Raw genomic sequence first — 21,422 nt, forward strand, 5'->3', positions numbered from 1 at the left:
TCCGAAGTGGCGCTTCCGCCCACGGGCAGCGTGTAAGTAAAGCTGATGGCGCGGCCCATGTTGTCCGTCACCTGCGTCAAATAGCCGGCGGCCGGCACGCCAGTACCCGCCGCCGTGCTGTAGCTGTATGTGAGGGTATTGCCCTTCTTGTCGGCCGACGACGTGAGCTGGCCTGCGCTGTTGTATGTCTCGAGCACGCCCGAAGCCGAATCAAAGAAGCGGTAACCGCCGCCGGCAGCGGTCACGGTGTCATTGATGCCGGCATTGGCCGCATAGCCGCCGCCGCCCGTGCCCAGGCCAAAGCTGGTGATGCGGCCGGTGCCGCGGTAGGCCTCTATGCCCGCGCCGCCCACCTTGACGTTCAGGCGTTTATGGAAGCTGCTGCTCCACAAGGAGCCAAACGAGGGCAAGTCCTTCAGCTGGGCGGCCGAGGTCAAGCCGTCGGCCTTGGCCACTATCTGGCGCATCGTGTCATAGGTCAGGTACAGCTGCTGGCCGCCTATGCTGATGTCGGTGGGCACCACTTCCTGCTTGGCACCCGTCATGGGGGTGATGGAGCCGCTGCCGCTGAGCCGGCCCTGGCAAACCGGGCAGTCCTGCAGCCCTGAATAGACGTCGATGATGTTGGCGCAAGCGCCCGCGCTCTTGTTGACGCCGGTTTTGATCAGGCGGGAATCCTGGCAGGAATAGACCCTGAAGGCATGTAAACCCATATCCTTGTTCTCGGTCACCTGTACGACACCATCCCAGCTCTGGCAGGAAGCGACGTTGCAGCTCCAGGTTGTGGTGTCTGTTCTCTTCAGTCCGCAATAAGCGTGGCCGTTGACCGCCTCCGGGCTTGAAGGCTCCACGCAATTGTTGTACTGGTCTTGGCCGGACAAGTCGTTATAGGGCTGTTTGGCAAACGTGGAGTAGGTGACAAAGGTGGCGTCGGAGCACGAGCCGAAATCGCAGCGACCGGTTCTTCCAGACGGGTAAGCTGCGCTGTAGTAGGTATTGATGGTCGACACCATCGCGTCGTAGAAATCATTGACCGTCGCGAAGCAGTTGCCGTCCAGATGGTAGTCGCCATAGACCTCGGCAGCGCTGTTCCCCACCGAGCCCCCGTTGCTCCAGCAATAGTCCAGGCGCGGACTCGCCGTTGTCGTCGCGGCCAAGGCTGGCGCCATGCAGGCCAGCAAGACCAGGCCGCAAAGCCAGGTAGCAAAAGTGATGCCTTGGCGGCGGATGTAGTGAGCTGGTTTTTTCAATTGCTGGCTCCGGTGATTTGCTGGACCCGGTTCAATGCGTCGTAAACGCGGGTGATATTTCTTTGCAGGTTGCCCGAGGGGTCCTTGACCTGCTCGCCGGTCTTGTTGCCGGCGTTATCGAGGGTGTAGGTAATGGTGTTGCCTTTGGCGTCCGTCACGCCAGTCAGGCGGTGCGCGGCGTCGTAGCTATAGCCCAGGCTTGTGCCGTCGGGCAGGGTCGCGCCCGTCAGCTGGCCCGCGTTGTCGTAGGTGTAAGTCGTGGTGCGAGCAGTGCCACCCGGAGGCGTGACCGTCACGCTGCTGGTCCAGCCGCGTGGGGTGTAAACCATGTCGGTCACCACGCCTTTGGGGTCCACCATCTGGCGCACGCGCCCTGTCCTGTCGTACTGCGTAAATTGCGTGACATGACCTGCCGCATTGGTGATCGATTGCAGGTCACCAGCCATGTGACCAATCTCGTTCGGGTCTGTGGCCGCCGGGCCCACATGGGGAAATGCCTGGGCGGGCGGTGTGAAGTTGGCCGTGTAGCGGGCTATGCCTTTGGTCACGCGAATATCGTCCATATAACCATCGAACTCGCGATCACCTGATGCATAGCCCCCGCCAATGCGAAGCGCGGTGGCTGAATCCGCCTTGAGCCATGTGGCGCGCGTGGCTTGCAGCACCCCGTTGATGAAAAGTCTTGCGGTGGTGCCGTCGTCCGCCAATGCCACATGGCTCCAGTTACCGATCTGCAAGGCCGCCGTGCTCGTAAAGCCGGTGGTGAACAGCCAGCTTGTGTTGTCCGACGAACCCAGGACGTTCACGAGCCCGGTGGACGGGGCAATATCAATCCGGACCGGGGCGAGTCCGGTCTGAAGGATTTGCCCGAACAACCAAGTATTGATGGCCTTAAAGCTTGATGGCCGTACCCAGAGCTCTACGGTGTAAGCCCCGGGGAAATGAAACTCCGGGCTGTCGGCCAGCGTAAGCGAGGTATTGGACGCATCCACCCCATCAAAGAACAGCGAAGATCCGCCAAACTTGCTCTGCGTACTCCCTATACTCGCACCTCCCACCACCGTCACGGGCTTGGGGCGTGGGCTGCTGTCGGCAATCACCGTCGAGCCATTGGTGCCATCGCCGTGCAACAGCAAACTCACCAACTGGATGCTCGGGTCAAAAGAGCCTTGTGGCTGGGTTGGCGTGAAATTACCCGCGCTGTAGTACGCGTAGCTGCGCACCACCACGCTGCTCGGGTCCGTTTCCGTGGCAAGCAGGCCCTGAGGGTTGTAGGTCCAACCGGCACTGCGGCTGGTGCCGCTGGCGGTGTCCGTCACGGTCTGGCTTAGCGTGTTGCCTGCATTGTCATAGGTGTAAGCGGTCGTCCTGCCGGCTTCGGTCACAAGCACTGGCAAGCGGTAGGTGGTGTGCCACTGCGTGGCGCTGGTTTGCGCTTCGGGCAGGCCGACCGCCTTGGTGGTACTCAAGGGAAGGCGCCGGTTGATGTCCCAGGTGTACATGGTGTTCACACCCAGGAAGTCGGTTTCCTGCGTGACAAAGCCGTTGGCGTCCTGTACGCGGCTGGCGGCCGAGCTGTTGCCCGCTCCGCTGGGTTTGTCGGCGCCGGTCACCGCGAGCTTGCCCTGGGCGATGCCGTAGTTGTAGCTACGGGTCGTTCCCAGGGGATCCGTCACGGTGGTGGCACCCCCGGTTGAGGCAGGGTAGCTGACGCTGTACCGCTCCACGCCTTGCGCCAGCTGGGAACTGACGGCCCGGCCCTGGCTGTCATAAGCGTAGGTCGCCAGGCGGTTGCCTTTCTCATCAATGATGCCAGTCAGCAGTTGCGGGTAGGTGGTGTTCTCGTAAAGGTAGCTCTTGCTGACAGTGCCGCTGCCGGTGGTGGCCGGGTAGCTGACTGTCGTCAGGCGCGACGTTTCCGCCGTGCCGTCGTATCCGTAGAGGGTGGTCTGGCTGCCGGGCGCGGTCACGCTGGTGAGCTGGCCGGTTGCGTTGTAGGTGAATTGAAGAGTTCGTCCAAACTGGTTGCTGACGCCGATCAATAGGCCTGCCGCCGGTGCGATGCTGATCGGGGTGGACGCGCTGCTGTAGCTGTAGGTGATGGTCCAGCCGTTTCTTTGAGTGACGGTCAGGAGTTTTCCGGCGCTGTCGAATTGCCAGCTGCTGTCGTCGTCCAGGCGTTTGTAGAGCAGGCCTGAGGCGTTGGCGGCCAGCGTGTCAACACTGTTGTCGGGCACCCAGCTGCTGGTTGCCACCTCCCAGTGGAAGGCGCGCACACTGCCGTTTCCAAGAAAGACCCTTGCCGTGCTGCCCACGCTGCCCGCTGTGCCGTCCTGACTGAGGCGGATGGCGTGGTTGTGCGACCAGGTCCGGCCCAGGCCCGCTTTGGCCGGACCTGTCATGGCACCTAACAGGCGGCCGCTTCTGTAGTTTCGAGTGAAGCTCAGCGCCGCGGGACCTTGGCCTGCGTAGTCTTCGTGGTCCAGGATCTTCTCGCCTGTAGCAGGGATGATGGGGTTCGGGGTTTTGAAGCCGTCTGGCGGTCGCTGACAGGAGTTGCCATTACCTGCACTTTGGGTAAGCGGCTCGACTTCCACAGGCCTTGCCGAATCACAGGCCGTCAACTGATGAAACCACGGGACGGGTGGATAACCGGCCACCCCGGTTGCGGGCCAGACGGAGTAATAGGTACCACTGATCAAACCAGTGACTTCATTCGCCGACAACAGCGTGTGATAGTAGATATACCCGTCTACTGGATAGAAACCGTTATGTTGTGCGACATATAAAGACCCCCCCTCTGCGGCCGTACTGCAGGCACTGAACCCGTACATCCAGCCAGGCCTGGCATAAGCAGATGTGCCACTGACGCAAAAAAGAACGCAGCATACCAGTCGACTGAGAGACCACGTATGGAGAGGGCTACCGCTGCCGTCATGCAAATCCTGGACGCGGTCGCCATTGACAGCCATAGGTGACCAAGCATGATTTGGCCGCATCGAGCACGACGCAAGCCCTCGAAACAATCCCATGGAATCCCTCGTTGATTTCTTCTTATTGCTCTGGAGCCACGTTGAGCCAGGCAAATGAGCCCGCAGTCTAGTGAGGGGTATGGCGCTTGTCACCCTTCATCTGCATGAGAAAAATCCTGAGTGTGCATATGAGACAACGAAATCCCCCGCCGTAAATATTTCGCCCTTATCAATGCCATGCGCTTCTGGCAGAATCCGACCGGCCTTGGCGTTGGTATGCAGGGCTTCAATCCAAATTCAATTTGAATTGAGTACCTTTTCAGTATCAAACTGCGCGGAATTAAGAAGAACGCAGACAGCAAGCGGCACGGCCGCCCAGGCAAAAATAAATATTTATCGCGTTTGCAACATGCATCCAAGCATTTCCCTGGGAGGGGAAACTTTTTGAATCTCTTCATGCACCCGATGCAAACCCGTTCCGCACCTGCGGGCCGCCAACGCGCGCGCGGCTTCACGCTGCTGGAGCTGCTGGTGGTGGTGGTCATCATCGGCCTGCTGGCCGGCCTGGTCGCGCCGCGCTACTTTGACTCGGTCAGCAAATCCAAATCCAAGATCGCCAAGGCGCAGATCGAATCACTGGACAAGGCGCTGGACCAGTACCGCCTCGACGTCGGAAGCTACCCGACGGCCGAGCAGGGCCTCAATGCGCTGAACACCCAGCCCTCGGGTGTCAGCAAGTGGCAAGGACCTTACCTCAAGAAAGCCTTGCCGGCCGACCCCTGGGGCAATGACTACGCCTATGTGTTGCAGCCGGGCGCGGCCGGCATCGACATCATCTCCTACGGCGCCGACGGCAAGCCCGGCGGCACCGGCGAGGCGCAGGACGTCTCGCTGCATTCGGCCAACTGACGGCGCTAGCCCAAGCGCCGGAAGCTTTCATATGGCCGCGGCTCACGCCACCTATGAGGTCGTCACCCGCGACAGCGCGGGGCGCATCGCGTCACGCCAGGTGCGCGCGGCCACGGCGGCCGAAGCGCTGGCGCAGAGCACGCGCGGCGGCTTCACGGTACTGAGCTGCGAGGCCGCCAAGGATTCCGGTGCCGGCCTGGGCGGCCTGGGCAGTCTGGTGCGCGGCAAATCCGTGGCGCCTTCGCGCTCGGGGCTGGACACCGCCTCCTTCTCGCAGGATTTCGCGGCGCTGATAGACGCGGGCCTCAGCGTCACCGAGGCACTGCAGACCCTGAGCCTCAAGGAAACCGCCGGCGCGCGGCGCGAACTCCTGGAGCAGGTGACGCGCGCGGTGTCGGAAGGCCGCAACCTTTCCGCGGCCATGCAGCTGACGGGTGCTTTCCCCGAACTGCTGGTCGCCACGGTGGAGGCCAGCGAGCGCACCGGCGACCTCGGCAAGGGCCTGGCGCGTTACGCCGCCCACCAGCGTGAAATGCAGGCGCTCAAGGACAAGCTCATAGGCGCTTCGGTCTACCCCTTGGTGCTGCTGGTGGTGGGCGGGCTGGTGGTGATGTTCCTGATGGGTGTGGTGATACCGCGCTTCGCGGGCCTCCTGGACGGCACGCGCACGCAGCTGCCCATGCTGTCCTCGGGCCTGATGGCCTGGGGCCGGCTGGTGGCCGACCAGCCCTGGGTGCTGGCGCTGTTCTTCGGCGGCGTCTTCGCGCTGGGAGCCTGGGTGGTCGCGCACTTCCGGGCGCACGGTGTGCGTTCGCGCTGGCTGCAGCGCATTCCTTATATCGCCGGCGTGATCCGCGAGTTCCAGCACCTGCAGCTCTACCGCACCATGTCCATCCTGGTTTCGCGCGGCATTGTGATCCACCGCGCAATGGAGCACGGCACCAAGCTGCTGGGCGACGCCGACCGCGAACGGCTGGAGCGCGCCATCGTGCTGATGCGCGAAGGCCTGAGCATGAGCGCGGCCCTGTCGGGCGCGGGCCTGTCGGACGCCGTGGCCACCAGCATGCTCAAGGTGGCGGAGCGCACCGGCTCCATGTCGGAAATGCTGGAGCGCATCGCGCAGTTTTACGAGCGCCGGCTGCAGCGCTCCATCGACGTGGCCACGCGCGTCATCGAGCCCGCGCTGATGATCGTGATTGGCACCGTCATCGGCGCCATCGTGGTGCTGATGTATTTGCCCATCTTTGACCTGGCTTCCACCTTGTCCTGATACCTGAAGCGCCTTCCCCCCATGAACGCCCCCCTCCCCCTTGTTTCTCTTGCGCCGCCGGCCGAAGCGGACAGCGGCCGGGTCGGGCGCGCGCTGATGCAGCAAGCCGTGCAGGCAGCGGCCGTGGGTTCGCGCCTGCCGTGGATGGTGCAGCAAAGCGGGCTGGAGGCCGCGCAGGTGCTGGCCGAGGTCGCGGCCGCGCTGGGCCTGCGCGCCATGGCCACGCAAGAGCTGCAGGGCATAGCGCCCGACTTCGAGCTGATCTCGTTTGCCGACTGCCAGGCGCGCGGCTGCCTGGCCGGCTGGTCCACAGCCCCTTCCGGCGAGAGGCTGCGCACGGTGGTCGTCAGCGACCCGCTGGACCTCAAGGGCCAGGAATGGATAGACCTGCAACTGGGCGGCACGGGCGCGGATGAAGTTGTGCGCGGCCTGGCGCTCATCGAAGACGTGCAGGCCTGGCTGGCCCATGCCGAACGCAACCTGATGGCCATGGGCGGCACGGAGGAGGCAGACCTTGCCGGCCTGGCACAGGAGAACGCGGTCGACGCCTCCGTGGTGGTCCTGTCCATCGCGGGCATAGAGACCACGGCCAATCCGCTGGTGCGCCTGGTCGATTCGATTCTGTACGACGCGCTCAAGATGGGCGCGTCCGACATCCACTTTGAAACCCAGCCGGTCGGCCTGCACGTCAAGTACCGCATCGACGGCGTGCTGGAAAACGTCAAGCGCATCGACAACGCGGAGATGGGGCAGCAGGCCATCTCACGCATCAAGGTGCTGTCCGAACTCGACATCTCGGAGCGGCGCACACCGCAGGACGGCCGCTTCAAGGTGCGCGTGGAGCGGCGCGAGATCGACTTCCGCGTCTCCATCATGCCCAACCTGTTCGGCGAGGATGCGGTGCTGCGCGTGCTGGACCGCAAACACCTGACCGGCCAGTTCCAGACCCTGAGCCTGGACACGCTGAGCTTCGCGCAAAGCGCCAAGGACTTTATCCGCCAGGCCTCGGGCCTGCCCTATGGCCTGCTGCTGGTGACCGGGCCCACCGGCAGCGGCAAGACGACCACGCTGTACGCGGCGATTTCCGAGATCAACACCGGCCTGGACAAGATCATCACGATCGAGGACCCCATCGAGTACCAGCTCAAGGGCGTGCTGCAGATTCCCGTCAATGAAAAAAAAGGCCTGACCTTCGCGCGCGGGCTGCGCTCGGTGCTGCGCCACGACCCGGACAAGATCATGGTGGGCGAGATACGCGACGCCGAGACCGCCCAGATCGCGGTGCAGGCCGCGCTCACCGGCCACCAGGTGTTCACCACGGTGCACGCCAACAATGTGTTCGACGTCATAGGCCGCTTCAAGAACATGAACGTCGACAGCTATAGCCTGGTGTCGGCGCTGACCGGCATCGTCGCCCAGCGCCTGCTGCGCGCGGTGTGCGCGCATTGCGCACTGCCCGCCGGCCTGGCACCCGAGCAGCTGACCCGCCTGGGCATTCCCGCGGAGCGCCTGGACCTGGGGCAGGCCAAATTCATGCAGGCCGTGGGCTGCGCGCATTGCCGCGGCACCGGCTACAAGGGGCGGCTGGCGATTGCCGAGACGCTGGAGATGGACGACGACATCCGCGACCTGCTGGTGCGGCAGGCGCCCATCTCGCAGATCAAGCAGGTCGCGCGCGGCAAGGGTTTTATGAGCTTGCGCGACTCGGCCGTGGCCCTGGCCATGGGTGGGCAGACCACGGTGGAAGAAATCAACCGCGTCACCCCGCGCGAAAACCTGCAGGCCGCGCCGCCCGCGGAGGCCGTCCCTTCATGAAGCCCGTGGTCGAACTCGACATCAGCGCCGCCCATCTGCGGGCGACGCTCAGGCCGGCCGTGGCCGGCTGGGGCAGCCGCGTGCTGCGCAAACTTCAACGAAAGCCGGTTGAACCCACACAGGCCGCCGCGCTGACCGAAACAGCCAGCTGGACGCCCGGCGCCACACGCGCCGAAACCCTGGCCGCCTTGTTCGAGGCCGGCGCGCAAGCCCTGCAGGCGCTGCGCGCGCGCCACCCCAGCTCACTCGACGGCAGCCGCCTGGTGGTGCGCACAGGCGTAAGCGCCTCTTATGTCGGCGTCGCGCCCATGGATCTGTCCTCGCCCTCGGCGCGCTCGGAACAACAACTGCGGGCCGTGGCGAAAGCGGTGACGCAGGAGGCCATGGGCACGGAGGCGGCGGCGCATGACGTACGCTGGCGCATGGAGGCCAGCCAGGCGCATCTGTGTGTGATCACGCTGGAATCAGCCCTGGTTACCGGCCTGCATGCGCTGGCCCAGGCCCAGCGCATGGCACTGGCAAGCTGCCAGCCGGCGATTGTGGAACGGCTGGACAGCGAACTCACAGCCAGCCGGCGCCGGCGCGATGCGCGCACGCTGGTGTGGACGGAGCTCGACCCCTCGGGCGGCCGCCATGCGGCGCTGGGTTTTATCCGCCTGGTGGACGGCAGCGCCGTGAATGCCTGGCGCACCGTGACACAGGCGCCGTCGGACGCCGGCGACCCCTGGCTGCAGCCCGCGCTGCAGCGTTTCCTGATCGCCTCGGGCGCGGGCCTTGAGGAGCAGGTCGTTCCCTGCGCCTGGCCGGCCCACACGACGCAAGCGCCGGTACCGGCCGCCGCTGAGGAACTTGCAGCATGAGCCGGCGCCTGGTCGAAAGCCCTTTTGAGTTCGCGCCGGATGCGCCGCGCTACCGCCCGCTGAGCTGGCTGATCCTGGCCGCGGGCGTTTGCATCGCGCTGGCCGGCCTCTATATCAGCTTGCGCGCCGGTGCGCAGCTCGAAGGCGTGCGCTCGCAGCAGGCAAAAATTTCGAAACAGCAAAATGCGCTCAGCGAGCAGATGCGGCGGGCCGAGAACAACCCCGCCATGCTGGAAAAGATCAAGGCCAAGCGCCAGCTCGAGGCCTTGCTGCAAACGCCATGGTCGCTGATGTTTGAAGCCCTGGAGGCCGCGACCGACACCGTCGAAGGCCGGGTCACCCTGCTGTCCATGGTGCCCAACACCGCCAACCCGGCCAGCCGCAAGATAGAGCTGACCTTGATGGCGTCGAACTACCCGTCCATGCTGGCCTATACCGAGGCGCTCGGCACGGTCAGCGGTTTCTCCGATGTGCGCATCGTGAGCCACCAGCTGGACGAGCGCAGCAGCCCGGCCACTTTTCGCTTCCGGCTGACGGCGGGCTGGAACCGTTTGAACGAAGGGGTGTTCCTGGCCAAAGAGCCGCCCGTCGGTGCACTCCTACCGTCAACGCCGCTCACACCGCTGGTGCCGGCGCAGGTCTCGGCCCCCGTGCTGAAGCCCGGCATCAGCAAGGCGCCCTCGCCATGATGCGCGGCCCTGCTTTCGTCACCACGGCGCTTGGTCGCCTTGGTCGCCTTGGCGGCGGCGTGGGCCTGGCGCCGCTGCGCGCCCTGGGCTGGCCTGTGCTCTGCGGCCTCGGGCTGCTGCTGGTGGGCGCGCTGTTGCTGGGCCTTTCGCAGCAGCTGCGCCTGCAAAAAAACACGCTGCAGCTGGAATTGCGCCAGGCCCAGAAGCCGGGGCCCAAAGCCGCCGCGAGCGCCGTGCGGGGCGTGCCCGTGATCTTTCCACCTTCCAGCGACTACACGGCCGACCTTGCGCAGATTTTTGACATCGCCAAAAGCCAGGGCATTGTGCTGGCCAGCGGCGACTACCGCGATGCGGACCCGACGGCCCTGGGCCTGGACACCCGCCTGGTGGACCTGCGCATCAACGAGAACTACGGCACGCTCAAGGAGTTTCTCGCGAGCGTGCTCAATGCCATGCCCCACGCGGCGGTGCAGGAGTTGCGCATAGAGCGCAAGGACGGCACCACCGTGAAACACCAGGTCTTCCTCAAGCTGGCGCTGGTGTATTCACCGCGCACGGCCCCCGCCCAGGGCGCCCAAGCCACGGCCAGGAAGACGCCGGCCAGCGCCCCCGAAGCGGGCGGCACGAAAGGCATGCCGTGAGCGCGGACAAACCCAAAACCGGCTGGAAAAAAGCCGCCGTGCTGGTGGCGGCCGGCCTGGGCAGCTTTGTGCTGGCGGCCGCCATGCAGGGCAAGCTGCAGGCGGGTGATGAGGACCTGGACCTGGCGGCGGCGCCGCGCCAGCGGCCGGCGCCGGCCGCCCCGCCACAGGCCGGCGCCGTGCCCGCATTCCCGGTAGAGGACGCATCGCAGCGCGTGGACGTCGCGATGAACAGCCCCAGCCTGCGCATGAACAAAATGGTGGTGCGCGATCCTTTCGGCCCGCTGGCGCCCGAGTTTGTGCCCCCGCCCCAGGTGGTGGCGCCGCCCCCGCCACCGCCCGCCCCCGTGAAGGCCCACAAGCCGCCACCGCCGCCCGTGGCCGCAGAGCCCGCGCCGCCGCCGCCACCCACGGCGCCGCCGCTGCCCTTTACCGCGGTGGGCGCCATCCAGGGAAAAAAGATCGCCAACGGCCAGCTGCAGGCCTTTATCCAGCATGGCGACAACCTCAGCGTCATCCAAAAAGGCGACACCGTCGCCGGCAGCTACCGGGTGGACGAGATCACGTCCGACCGCGTGGTGTTCACCTACCTCCCCCTGGGCCAAAAACAATCGCTTCAACTTCTGGACAACCCACGATGACAACCATTGAACACAATGCCGGGCTCTCCGGGAGGGCTGCCACCACAGGGGGCTTGGGCGAAGCGCGCGGCCGCATGACGCCCGTGGCCTCCAGCGTGCTGGCCTGCCTGCTGCTGACGGCCTGCGCCGGCGCGCGCTACCACCAGGACGGCATGAGCCAGATCGACGATGGGCACATAGACTCGGGCATCGCCTCGCTCAAAAAAGCCACCGAGCTCGACCGCAGCCAGTCTTACAAGATCGACTACCTGGTGCAGCGCGACAGGCACGCCGACGCCTTCGTCAAGCAGGCCGACCAGCTGCGGGCCAGCGGCGACATCGCCGGCGCGCGCGACCTCTACGGCCGGGCGCTGGCGTTAAACCCCGCCAACGTCCGCGCGGCGACCGCCCTCAAGGCGCTGGACCAGGACGCCCGCAACGACCAGCTGCTGGCCGAGGGCGAGCGCTACCTCAAGGACGGCAAGCTCGACGCGGCCGGCGAGCGCGCGGCGCGCGTGCTGGCCGACCAGCCCAACCACAAGCAGGCGGCGCAGCTGCGCAAGGCCGTGCTGGACGCCAGGGCCGCCGCCGAGCTGGAGCGTGAGCGCTTCCGCGAGGCCAAGTCCGTCATGGGCTCGCCGGTGACGCTGCAGTTTCGCGATGCCACCATGCGCACCGTGTTTGAAGCGCTGTCGAAGTCCACGGGCCTGAACATCCTGCTGGACCGCGAGGTCAAGGCCGACGGCAGGGTCACGATTTTTGTGAAGGACGTGGCGGTCGAGGACGCCATCGACCTGATCCTGATGCAGAACCAGCTCGAAAAACGCATCATCAACAGCAACACCATGATGGTCTACGCGGCCACGGCGGCCAAGCAGTCGGAGTACCAGGAGCTGACGGTGCGCTCCTTCCGCGTCACCAACAGCGACCTCAAGTACATCTCCGGCATGCTCAAGACCATGCTCAAGCTCAAGGACGTGTCGGCCGACGAGCGCAGCGGCCTGCTGGTGATACGCGACACGCCCGAGACCCTGCGCATCGCCGAAAAACTGATCGCCCTGCACGACGAGCCCGACCCGGAAGTCATGCTGGAGGTGGAGGTGCTGGAAATCTCCGAGGGGCGCAACAGCAACCTGGGTGTCCAGCCGCCCAGCGCCATCACCATCAGCACGCCCACGGGCGGCGCGGCTACGCCGGGCGGCACCGTCAGCAACCTCACCATCAGCCAGCTGCGGCAGCTGGGCGTTGGCGGCCTGACCGTGACGCCAATTGCCGGCACGCTCAACTTCAAGCTGCAGGACACCGAAACCCGCATCCTGGCCAGCCCGCGCATACGCGCGCGCAACCGCGAAAAAGCCAAGATCATGATTGGCGACCGCGTGCCCACCATCATCAACAACGTCACGCCGGTCAACGGCGGGTCGTCCGTCGTCACCGGCACCGTCACCTACCAGGACGTCGGCCTCAAGCTCGAGTTCGAGCCCCAGGTCTATGCCAGCAACGACGTGGGCATCAAGATCAACCTCGAGGTCAGCAATATCGCGCGTGAGTTCACCGACGCACAGGGCAGCCGCTCCTACCAGATAGGAACACGCAACGCGAGCACCTTTTTGCGACTGGCCGACGGCGAGACGCAGGTGCTGGGCGGCCTGATCACCGACGAGGAGCGCAACACCGCCGACAAGATCCCCGGCCTGGGGCATTTGCCCGTGGTCGGGCGCCTGTTCGGCAACTCGAGCACCAACAAGTCCCGCTCCGAAATCGTGCTGGCCATCACGCCGCGCGTGCTGCGCAGCTATGCCAACCTGGGCAGCGACAGGTCCAGCGTGTTCTCGGGCACGGCACTGACATTGCGCGACCGGCAGATCCTGGCCGACCCCGTGGGCGGCCTGAGCCTGCCCAACTCGACAGGCGCGCGCCCCGCGCCCGCGCCCACACCCGTCAGCGGCATTTCGCCGGCGCCGCAGCCACCCGGTGCGCCTGGGGTGCCGGGGGCGCCATCGCCCGCCGTTCCGCAGGTACCCGCCCAAACGGCCCCCGCCATGCCACTGGGCGGTGGCGGCCTGCCGCCGCCCCCGCCCATGATCCAGCGTTAAGAAGAGGCGACGTGGTTTTATTTTCCAGCCGCCCACGCGCGGGCCATCGCCCTGAAGCCGGCTTCACGCTGATAGAGCTGCTGGTGGTGTTCTCCATCCTGGCGCTGCTGCTGACGCTGGCCACGCCGCGCTACTTCAAGGCGCTGGACGGCGGCAAGGAAAAAGTCCAGGCGCAAAACCTCGCCACGCTGCGCGACGCCATCGACAAATTCCGCGCCGACCAGGGCAAGTACCCGGCGCAGCTGCAGGAGATTGTGGACAAACGCTATTTGCGTGAAATCCCGCTGGACCCTGTCTCCGGCTCACGCGCCTGGGAAACCTTGCCTTTCCCGAACAGCGCCGAGCCCGGCATCTACGACGTGCGCGCACCGAATATGCCCGGCCCCTTGCCGCCGGCAACAGCGGAAAGCGCCGCGCCATGAAGCAGCCCGCGCAGCGCGGCTTTACGCTGATAGAGCTGTTGGTCTCGCTGGCCATTGTGGGCCTGCTGGCCATGGTGGCCGTGCCCCTGACCCAGGTGGTGCAGACACGCGCCAAGGAGGCCGAACTCAAGCAGGGCTTGCGTGTGATACGCCAGGCGTTGGACAGCTACAAGGCGGCCTCCGACGCCGGCGTGATCGACAAAGGCGTGGGCGCCTCGGGCTACCCACCGTCGCTGGAAGTGCTGGTCACCGGCGTGCCGCGTTCCGCCGCGTTTGGATTTTCAGCCCAGCCCTTTGTGCTGCTGCGCAGGATCCCACGCGACCCTTTTGCCGAAGACCCGGCCCTCAGCGACGCCCAGACCTGGAACACCCGCGCCTACAGCAGCAGCGCCGAGGCGCCGCAGCCGGGTGCGGATGTGTTTGATGTTTCGTCGAAATCCGCCAAGCAAGGGCTGGACGGCTCGGCTTACCGCAGCTGGTGACGGGCAAGCCATGCGAGTCATCCGTTCGAGCAAGCCTTTGGCCGGCGAGTCAGGCCTGGTCCTGCTCGCGGTGCTGATTTTTCTGCTGCTCGCCACCCTGGGCGCATCGGCCATGGTGGAGCTGCAACGCACCCACACCCAGCGCGCCAAGGAAGCCGAGCTGCTGTTTGTCGGCGACCAGTACCGCCGCGCGATCAAGTCTTATTACAGCAGCGTGCCAGCAGGGAAAAGCCAGTCCCCGCCGCGATCGCTTGAGGACCTGCTGGAGGACAAACGGTTTCCCATGCCGGTGCGCCATTTGCGCCGCCTGTATCCCGACCCCATGACGGGCGAGGCCGACTGGGTGATTGTTCAAGGCGCCGGCGGCATTCTGGGTGTGCATAGCCGGTCGACGCAAAGCGCCTTCAAGAGGCGGGATTTCCCGATCCAGTACCGGGATTTCCAGGACAAGGAGACTTATGCGGAGTGGGTGTTTGTGGCTTCGGTGAATTGAGGGGTAGCGACACCTCTCGAGGAGGCAACCAACGTGACCCCGCATAGAAGACCGTCGGCAGTTTTCCTGTACTGAGAAGTGTCGATCCTATTGATGTATAAGCCTGGCACAGGTGACGCATCCGGCAACATCTCTCTCTCTCGCTTTCAGGCCTGCGCGTGGGAAAGACGCTTGACTAGGCAGATGCCCTGCTTGGATGGTCCTGATCGATCAGTGGACAATGGCACTGAGTTCACCTCCAGGCCCAGGACGAGTGGGCCCACCAGCGAGGTGTCAAACTCAGCTACACGAGGTCCGGCAGATTTAAATACCCCATGGCGTATCTTTGAACTCTTCATCGGGACGCGCTTTTGCCCTTGCCACGAAGAACAGTATCAAGCAAATCGGCAAGGAGGCAAACGCGATATACCGTGTTGTACCTGTGGGAAGAAAATAACTGCACACCACCGCAACTGCGAGCAGCAGTGCGGTGCCGCGCATAATCCATTCCCATTTTTTCTCCAATTGGTCCCAGTTCATTTTCTCAACAATTTGCGAATTAACGCGTTACCGCCGCCTATTTCACCAAACAAGTGGCGAGCTGTTGAATTCCGTCGAAATCTGACCCACTTAGCGCAGTAATTTCCATCCAAAACTGACCCACGTAGGCACTACTCTGCTTGTTTTAAAAGCAGAGGGAATTCAGGAGTGATAGACGTGGCGACATTGAATGTCATCAGACGTTGGGCATTGCGGGATCAGATGTCCATCCGCGAGATCTCAAGGCGTACAGGCCTAGCTCGCAATACAGTGAAGAAGTACCTGCGGCCAGAGGAGAGCGAGCCCAAGTACCCAATGCGGGTCAGCGCCAGCAAGCGCTATCCCTACGCCGAGAAGCTGGCCACCTGGCTGGAGATCGAGGCAACAAAATCGCGGAAACAGCGGCGCACTTTGAGGCAGATCCACACACCTTGAGACTGGAAACGACAGCTACCGGTTCAAAAACAGCTCTGCAAAGACTCAGCCCAAAAAGGAGAAAACCAAGAACTTATCCACATCGTGAGCACCTTCTACTCACAAAGAGTGTGGGTCAAAATTCGATGGAAAACTCGGGTCAGACTTCAGTGCAATTCAACAGGCTCTTCATTCAATGAAAAAGCGGATCAACCAAACATGGAAATCCACACCGTTAATTCTTCAGTTCACCAAAATCAGCAGAGACCGGGGGATGATGCTTACAGGGATTGCATCTTTATCGCATCACGAATATCCGCAGCGATAACCCTCTTCAAATGCGCAACTTCATTACCTAGAGCATCCGAACTGAATTCCGACCAAACGCCGACCGCTTGGCGTCCTTCATGTTCATCTAGACGAGTAGCAACTTCAAAAATTTTCTTGCCACCATACATGTACAGGGCAATATGACCGACCCTACTTTCGACAAACGACAAGGGAATTAGAAGGTCATATAGCTTTTCGTCGTCAGCCGTACTGCACTCTCTATCAACGCGATCCCAATAGCCCGCCATCCAGGAACACCACCCGCCACAAGGAAAAAGCTGCTCCATACCCGGGACTAAAGGGGGATTTGATATGAGCTTCTCCAAAGCTCTCAAGTTTTCCAAAAGATTCCCTGGATGAGTCGCGGGAATGATGAGATGCTTCGCCCCTTCATGGTCAAGCCATATCTCCGCAACGGCAAACACAAAGTCTGGGCCATGATGATCAAATCTCTCTGTGAAATCTATAGATGATTGAATATCGACGCGGACTTCGACCGAGAAGCCCGTCAAGCTCAAGTAATAAGAAGCATTGTTTACACCCATCATTTCGCCCCTGGTTTTCTTGTCCACTTCGGAAAGCCAGCGTCACGCCCCGCTCTCCATTGCTCGGGAGTCAACCCACGCTGATTGACAACATATCCGTGCCAGTACTTGATACATTTTTGCTCATCAGTACGCTGCAACCGAAACATGACAAGCTCTCCGGTCAGACCGTCATATCCAAGTTTCCAGTCGCTTGCGCCCACCGCATTTTGCAAGGCGAACTCCGGATTCGAGGGCTCGGCTCCGCGATTCCCAATTTGGGTTTTCCCGTGCTTTGGTGCATTCTCTCTTCCGACATCGTAAACATCAGTATATGACGCACAGCACTCTTTCTTCTCGGATGAAGTCTCAACCTTTGACGCACCTTTGTCCTTATTTGCTTGCTGTACTGCCATCCATGTTAGGCCGGTCAACCCAACTCCCACAGCACATCCAGCAGGCCCTCCAAAACACCAAGCTAAAGCCGCTTGCTTCCCATAAGGATCAACAAAGGAGATCGGACTCCCATCGACATATGCAAAGGTGTTAATCCCGCCTTCAAGCCCAATAGGATCAGACTGCATATAGCGCCCGATCCTCGGGTTGTACTCCCGGTTCCAGTTCTGGAACAAGCCACTCTCGGCATCAAGCACCTGGCCCGGCAGGCGTTGGTTAAAACTGAAGATGCCGAGGCTGCTCGGATTCTGGTCCGGTGCCGTTGCACCAAAAGCCTCGGCCGAATCCCAGCGCCAGGCAATGGCCTCATCGGTCTGACGCGTGATGATGCGTGGCGCACCGAGCTGGTCCGTTGAGACGTTGTACAGGCTGATGGCGATATTGCTGGCACCCGCCGTTCCCGTCTGCTTGACCACCCCCACCGGAAGGCCCATGTAAATGGTTTCATAGAGCGGGACACCATTGGCGTCGTACTCACCGAGCAGCTTGCCTTCTTCGTCATAGACGTAGTAAGTGGCGCCCGTCGGCACCAGTGCCGTCGGCCCAGTCTTGCCAACGCGTAACTCCAGCGCGTTGTAGCTATAGGTGACCGTGCCGCCGGCATTGGCCATCGTCGCCAAGCGTCCCCGGTCGCTATAGGTATAAGTATTGGTCCCATCGCTTGTGACATTGCCCGCCGCGTCATGCACCACAGTCGCCGTGCCCCCCACATCCTGGGTTTGAGTCAGCTTGTTGCTGCTGGCTGAGATGGTGTTGGGGTAGCTGGTGCCACTAATCACCTTAGCCGTACGGTTGCCGGTGGCGTCGTAGCTGTACTGGATCGCCGTGCTGCCTAGCGTCGCACTGATCAGTCGGTTCAGGTTGTCATACCCAAAGCTTTGATCCAGCGCGGGAACCGGGCTTCCATTGCCGACATGGGTGTAACCCGTAATGCGCCCCGCGGTGTCGCGAACGACGGTGCGACGAACACCGGTTGTTGTCGGATCACCCAGGTTATAAGCGCTGATCTGCCCATTGGCGTCATAGCTGATGGCCTGGGTCTTGGCGCTGGCCCAGGTCCAGCCGGTCATCTTGCCTTCTGCGTTGGTGGTGATCGCATTCAACAGCGGCAGCGTGCTACCTGTATTAGTACCCACACCGTTGCTGTTTGGTGGGTTGACGGTAATGCCCGAAACCACACCTTGCGCGTCGTAGCTGTAGTTAACGCGTGTGCCGCTCGGATAGGTAATCGCCGTCAGCTTGTCCAAGGCGCTTCCGCTATCACCCCAGGTGTACCCAACGGTGAAGGTTTTAGCCCCCGTGACCTGGGTCTTCCCGGTCTTGCGGCCCATGCTGTCATAGCTGTAAGTCACCTGGCCGCTGGCATCGGTGATTTTGGTAAGTTCGCCTACCGTCGCTGGTGTCGGGGTCGTTCCACCGTCGTATTCAATGATGGTTCCCGTGCCTGTGGCATAGCTGACCGTCTTCAGGCGATCCAGGCTGTCATAGGTGTACTGGGTCAGCTTGCCGCGGGCGTCGGTCTTCGTGAGCATGTTGCCAAGCGCGTCATAGGTGTACTGGCTCGCTCCCGTATCGGGGCTGGTCTGGGCCGTGACATTACCCAAGCCGTTGGGGCTATAAGTCGTCGCCAGGTTGCGCGGGTCGGTGACCTGGGTCAGGCCGTCGGCGGCGTTGTAGGCAAAGCCGGTGGTCGTTGGTGTCGCACTGCCGGTATTGGCCGGCTGCTGGGTCTGGATGGGGCGGCCCAAGCTGTCGTAGTAGGTATAGGTCGCGAGGCCGTTGGGGTCCAGCACGGTGGTGGGCCGGCCCATGGCGTCATAGCCGTATTGCCAGGTCAGGGTACCGGTGTTGATGGCCACCACGACCGCGCCAGAAGTCGAGGGATCGTTGTTGGTGTCACCGGCGTATTCAGCGCTCAAGGTATGGCTCCCGAGGGCGAGCGAATTGGTGGCCAGCGTTGCCACGCCACCACTCAAGGCGCTGCTGCCCACCGTGGTGCCCCCGTCCTTAAAGGTGACAGTGCCTGTGGGGCTGGAACCCGTGACGGTAGCAGTCAGCGTGATGTTTTGCCCGACGGGAGCGGTGCCGGCACTGCTTGAAAGCGCCGTGGTCGTCGGGCCGGCAAAGGCCATGGCCGGGGCCAAAAGGATGAGCAGCACCAGGCGGCTTAGCCACGCGGTAAAAGCTCGGCTGGGGCTAAGGCTGCTCATGCTGACTCCTCCTGCTTGAGTGATGGTGGTTGTGGTGGTGTTCAATTGCTCGCTCCCGTGACTTGTTGCACGCGGTTCAGGGCGTCATAGACACGCGTGATGTTTCTCTGCAGGTTGCCCGAGGGGTCCTTGACCTGCTCGCCTGTCTTGTTGCCGGCGTTGTCGAGGGTGTAGGTCACCGAGTTGCCTCTGGCATCGGTCACGCCGGTCAGGCGATGCGCCGCGTCGTAGCTGTAGCCCAAAGTTGTGCCGTCGGGCAGGGTCGCGCCCGTCATCTGGCCCGCGTTGTCGTAGGTGTAGGTGGTCGTTCTGGCGGTGCCGCCCGGAGGCGTGACCGTCACGCTGCTGGTCCAGCCGCGTGGGGTGTAAACCATGTCGGTCACCACGCCCTTGGGGTCCACCATCTGGCGCACGCGCCCTGCCCTGTCATACAGCGTGAACTGGGTGACATGGCCGGCCGGGTTGGTCACCGTTTGGAGATCGCCGGCTGCATGGCCGGTTTCATTGGGTGCGGTGCCGCTAAAGGCGGCTGCCGTGTAGTAGGCATAGGTCGTGGTGCGGTTCAGCGTGTCCTTGGCGGTCAGCACGCGGCCGGCAGCGTCATAGGTGTACTGGGTGGTGACGATGGAGGTATCCACCGGCACGCTTGCGACGTTGGGCGCGGGATAGGCCGACGGTATGAAGTTGCCGGTGTAGCGCCCTTGCCCCTTGGTGATCCGGATGTCGTCGTAATAAATGGCGTTGGACGAGTTGTTGTAGCCGAACACCATGCCGTTGGTATTGCCGACGGTGCTGGTCCAGGCGCAGTTCCCTGTCTGCTGGCCGTTGATATAGCTGTACAGGGTACCGCCAATCTTCACCCAGGCTATATGAATCCAGGTATTGGACAAGTTGTTCAGGCCGCCCGTCTGGCAATAGATTCCGTCACTGCCCTGCAGCACGAGGTAGTTGCCTCCAAAAGCGATGTCGTGATAGACCGCACCGCCACCGCCAAGCCGCACGGGAATCGCACTGGCCGTGACACTGGCGGGTTTCATCCAGAACTCCACCGTGAAGTCTCCGGGCAATGAAAAGTCACCCGCAACAGTGCCGCGGTCACCATAGTCGGTCGACCCGGGAACATAAAAAGACGATCCACCAAACTTGCTGTGTGTGGTACTGACCTGCGCATTCCTGATGAGCGTGCCTGTGGCCGCCCGCGGGCTACTGTCCACAATAGTCTTGGACCCGTTGGCGCCGTCGGCGTGCAGCAACAGTATGGTTTTGGCGTAGTGGGCATCCGCTACCTTGGGCTGCGCCGGGTTGAGGTCCACGGGATCGCCAAACTGCTGGGCCGGCGGCGTGAAGGCGGCGCCATACCGCGCAACACCGTTCGTGACGCGGAATTCATCGAGGTAGCCGTTCAGGGTACCGAAGGTCGTGTAGGTGTAGCGCCCCAGTTCAATGCGCCCATAGTTCAATGCATCCGAGTTGTTGAACAACACGGCAGCACCAGCCTGCACACCGTCCAGGTGCATGACCCAGGTGCCGTTGCTGCGGCTCAGCGCCACGTGATGCCACACGTCGGGCGAGATCACGGGGCCGCTGATGGAGCCGCCACCCGACCAGTTCGAAAAAAGATTTCCGTCCCCCCCAACGGCAACATAACCGAAGGGCTCACCACGATCACTGTCCCCGCCCCAACCAAAAAGGACCCGGGACCGGGGCGTGCTGGCCTGCGTGTTGAGCTTCACAAACGTCTCAATGGTGAAGTCCCCCGTGAGCTTGAGCGTGTTATCGGGACCAAAGCCGAAAGCGCCTCCGCTCGCGCTGTCCAGGTAGATGGACCCCGTGCCAAATTTGCTCTGAGTGGTCGTAGTAGAGCCATAACCCCACCGGCTGGTTCGGTTTTTCCTGTAAGTGCTGCTGTCCGCAACCACCGGCGACCCGTCGCCATCTTCACCGTGCAGCAGCAGGACCACCCTGTCGACCAGGGCGTCGCCGCCGGAGGCCAAGGGGTTGTCAAAGTAGGCGCCGCTCGCCATCTCGACCACCGACTTGCACAGCAGGTTCAGGGGCGCACCGTTGGGTAATGCGGCGGCGGGAGAGCAATTGGCCGCCGCGCCGCCGTTCTTGGGATCGGGCTGGCCCTGGTAGACCAGGGTGCTAACAGAGCCCGGCTGGGTCGTCAGCCGAGGCACGCGCCAGTTTGTGTCCCAGTCTGTGGTGTATCTGCGTGCACCTGCCGGCAAGGTGGCCGAGGTCGGCAGCACCGTGGCGCAATCCACCGTGTTGGCCAGGCCCTCGACGCGGGTAACCTGCTGGTTCTTGCCGTCATAGGCGTAGCAAGTGCGTACACCCTGGAAGTTGTCATGCGACAGCAGGTTGCCGCGCGTGTCATAAGTCGAGGCATTGCTGGTCGCCGGCGAACCGGAGCCCGCGGGCTGGCTGATACCCGCCAGTATGGGATA

The 21,422-nt window shown here is 63.0% G+C and carries 17 protein-coding genes and 2 pseudogenes; 13 read left to right on the plus strand and 6 right to left on the minus strand.

The features are described from left to right. The coding region (locus tag BLQ85_RS23565; RefSeq protein WP_175456188.1) for an RHS repeat domain-containing protein at positions 1–1,250 on the minus strand (1,250 nt) is incomplete at its 3' end. Beyond that, complete coding sequence (locus tag BLQ85_RS23570) at positions 1,247–3,952, minus strand: LamG-like jellyroll fold domain-containing protein (protein ID WP_217631848.1); 2,706 nt, start codon at positions 3,950–3,952, stop codon at positions 1,247–1,249. The genes BLQ85_RS23570 and BLQ85_RS23565, both read right to left, overlap by 4 nt. 726 nt (positions 3,953–4,678) lie before the next feature. On the opposite strand from BLQ85_RS23570, the gene gspG reads away from it, so the two are divergent. From gspG to BLQ85_RS23625, 11 genes are read left to right on the plus strand one after another with little or no spacing between them, the layout of a single operon-like run. Next, positions 4,679–5,131, plus strand: a complete 453-nt coding sequence (gspG, locus tag BLQ85_RS23575) for a type II secretion system major pseudopilin GspG (RefSeq protein ID WP_217631849.1) — start codon at positions 4,679–4,681, stop codon at positions 5,129–5,131. Between the two features lie 31 nt (positions 5,132–5,162). Then, positions 5,163–6,401, plus strand: coding sequence for a type II secretion system F family protein (locus BLQ85_RS23580; RefSeq protein WP_175456190.1), 1,239 nt, complete (start codon positions 5,163–5,165; stop codon positions 6,399–6,401). A gap of 21 nt (positions 6,402–6,422) precedes the next feature. Beyond that, a complete protein-coding gene (locus BLQ85_RS23585) occupies positions 6,423–8,216 on the plus strand; it encodes a GspE/PulE family protein (RefSeq protein ID WP_083336973.1) in 1,794 nt (597 codons plus the stop codon). Further along, complete coding sequence (locus BLQ85_RS23590; protein ID WP_074580408.1) at positions 8,213–9,076, plus strand: hypothetical protein; 864 nt, start codon at positions 8,213–8,215, stop codon at positions 9,074–9,076. Before BLQ85_RS23585 ends, BLQ85_RS23590 begins: the two co-directional genes overlap by 4 nt. Further along, positions 9,073–9,765, plus strand: coding sequence for a hypothetical protein (locus BLQ85_RS23595; protein WP_074580409.1), 693 nt, complete (start codon positions 9,073–9,075; stop codon positions 9,763–9,765). The genes BLQ85_RS23590 and BLQ85_RS23595 overlap by 4 nt, the downstream gene beginning before the upstream one ends. Continuing rightward, complete coding sequence (locus tag BLQ85_RS23600) at positions 9,762–10,406, plus strand: hypothetical protein (RefSeq protein ID WP_074580410.1); 645 nt, start codon at positions 9,762–9,764, stop codon at positions 10,404–10,406. The genes BLQ85_RS23595 and BLQ85_RS23600 overlap by 4 nt, the downstream gene beginning before the upstream one ends. After that, positions 10,403–11,047: a hypothetical protein gene (locus BLQ85_RS24670; protein ID WP_074580411.1), complete on the plus strand. Its 645-nt coding sequence runs from the start codon at positions 10,403–10,405 to the stop codon at positions 11,045–11,047. Before BLQ85_RS23600 ends, BLQ85_RS24670 begins: the two co-directional genes overlap by 4 nt. Continuing rightward, positions 11,044–13,122, plus strand: coding sequence for a secretin N-terminal domain-containing protein (locus tag BLQ85_RS23610; RefSeq protein ID WP_139201105.1), 2,079 nt, complete (start codon positions 11,044–11,046; stop codon positions 13,120–13,122). The genes BLQ85_RS24670 and BLQ85_RS23610 overlap by 4 nt, the downstream gene beginning before the upstream one ends. 11 nt (positions 13,123–13,133) lie before the next feature. Beyond that, on the plus strand, positions 13,134–13,544 hold the full coding sequence (locus tag BLQ85_RS23615; RefSeq protein WP_074580413.1) for a type II secretion system protein: 411 nt from the start codon (positions 13,134–13,136) through the stop codon (positions 13,542–13,544). Next, positions 13,541–14,026 carry a type II secretion system protein gene (locus BLQ85_RS23620; protein WP_074580414.1) on the plus strand — a complete coding sequence of 162 codons (486 nt, stop codon included), beginning with the start codon at positions 13,541–13,543 and terminating at the stop codon, positions 14,024–14,026. Before BLQ85_RS23615 ends, BLQ85_RS23620 begins: the two co-directional genes overlap by 4 nt. 10 nt (positions 14,027–14,036) lie before the next feature. Next, positions 14,037–14,519 carry a type II secretion system protein gene (locus BLQ85_RS23625; RefSeq protein ID WP_074580415.1) on the plus strand — a complete coding sequence of 161 codons (483 nt, stop codon included), beginning with the start codon at positions 14,037–14,039 and terminating at the stop codon, positions 14,517–14,519. Between the two features lie 303 nt (positions 14,520–14,822). Here the strand turns inward: BLQ85_RS23625 and BLQ85_RS24470 are convergent, their stop codons facing one another. Then, positions 14,823–15,038 (minus strand): hypothetical protein, encoded by a 216-nt coding sequence (locus BLQ85_RS24470; protein WP_139201106.1) that lies wholly within the window; start codon positions 15,036–15,038, stop codon positions 14,823–14,825. Between the two features lie 168 nt (positions 15,039–15,206). On the opposite strand from BLQ85_RS24470, the pseudogene BLQ85_RS23630 reads away from it, so the two are divergent. Continuing rightward, positions 15,207–15,464 (plus strand): annotated as a pseudogene (locus BLQ85_RS23630) (IS21 family transposase); the annotation flags it as partial. Continuing rightward, positions 15,457–15,561: pseudogene (locus tag BLQ85_RS24720) on the plus strand (ATP-binding protein); the annotation flags it as partial. The pseudogenes BLQ85_RS23630 and BLQ85_RS24720, both read left to right, overlap by 8 nt. Positions 15,562–15,733: 172 nt before the next feature. On the opposite strand, the gene BLQ85_RS23635 reads toward BLQ85_RS24720, so the two are convergent. The 3 genes from BLQ85_RS23635 to BLQ85_RS23645 all read right to left on the minus strand — a co-directional run. Continuing rightward, entirely contained in the window at positions 15,734–16,354 is a 621-nt protein-coding gene (locus tag BLQ85_RS23635; RefSeq protein ID WP_139201107.1) for a hypothetical protein, read from the minus strand. Next, on the minus strand, positions 16,327–18,972 hold the full coding sequence (locus BLQ85_RS23640) for an Ig-like domain repeat protein (RefSeq protein ID WP_083336975.1): 2,646 nt from the start codon (positions 18,970–18,972) through the stop codon (positions 16,327–16,329). Before BLQ85_RS23640 ends, BLQ85_RS23635 begins: the two co-directional genes overlap by 28 nt. Positions 18,973–19,013: 41 nt before the next feature. Then, positions 19,014–21,422, minus strand: a 2,409-nt coding sequence (locus BLQ85_RS23645; protein WP_305790517.1) for a LamG domain-containing protein, incomplete at its 5' end; no start/stop codon positions are given.

It is taken from the genome of Polaromonas sp. JS666 (genome assembly GCF_900103405.1).
Lineage (GTDB): Bacteria > Pseudomonadota > Gammaproteobacteria > Burkholderiales > Burkholderiaceae_C > Polaromonas.

Bases quoted from the DNA above. Each gene is read 5' to 3' on its own strand.
- BLQ85_RS23595 (WP_074580409.1), top strand. From the start codon at position 9,073: ATGAGCCGGCGCCTGGTCGAAAGCCCTTTTGAGTTCGCGCCGGATGCG.
- BLQ85_RS24470 (WP_139201106.1), bottom strand. From the start codon at position 15,038: ATGAACTGGGACCAATTGGAGAAAAAATGGGAATGGATTATGCGCGGC.
- BLQ85_RS23585 (WP_083336973.1), top strand. From the start codon at position 6,423: ATGAACGCCCCCCTCCCCCTTGTTTCTCTTGCGCCGCCGGCCGAAGCG.
- BLQ85_RS23620 (WP_074580414.1), top strand. From the start codon at position 13,541: ATGAAGCAGCCCGCGCAGCGCGGCTTTACGCTGATAGAGCTGTTGGTC.
- BLQ85_RS23640 (WP_083336975.1), bottom strand. From the start codon at position 18,972: ATGAGCAGCCTTAGCCCCAGCCGAGCTTTTACCGCGTGGCTAAGCCGC.
- BLQ85_RS23580 (WP_175456190.1), top strand. From the start codon at position 5,163: ATGGCCGCGGCTCACGCCACCTATGAGGTCGTCACCCGCGACAGCGCG.
- BLQ85_RS23625 (WP_074580415.1), top strand. From the start codon at position 14,037: ATGCGAGTCATCCGTTCGAGCAAGCCTTTGGCCGGCGAGTCAGGCCTG.
- gspG (WP_217631849.1), top strand. From the start codon at position 4,679: ATGCACCCGATGCAAACCCGTTCCGCACCTGCGGGCCGCCAACGCGCG.
- BLQ85_RS23610 (WP_139201105.1), top strand. From the start codon at position 11,044: ATGACAACCATTGAACACAATGCCGGGCTCTCCGGGAGGGCTGCCACC.
- BLQ85_RS23590 (WP_074580408.1), top strand. From the start codon at position 8,213: ATGAAGCCCGTGGTCGAACTCGACATCAGCGCCGCCCATCTGCGGGCG.
- BLQ85_RS23600 (WP_074580410.1), top strand. From the start codon at position 9,762: ATGATGCGCGGCCCTGCTTTCGTCACCACGGCGCTTGGTCGCCTTGGT.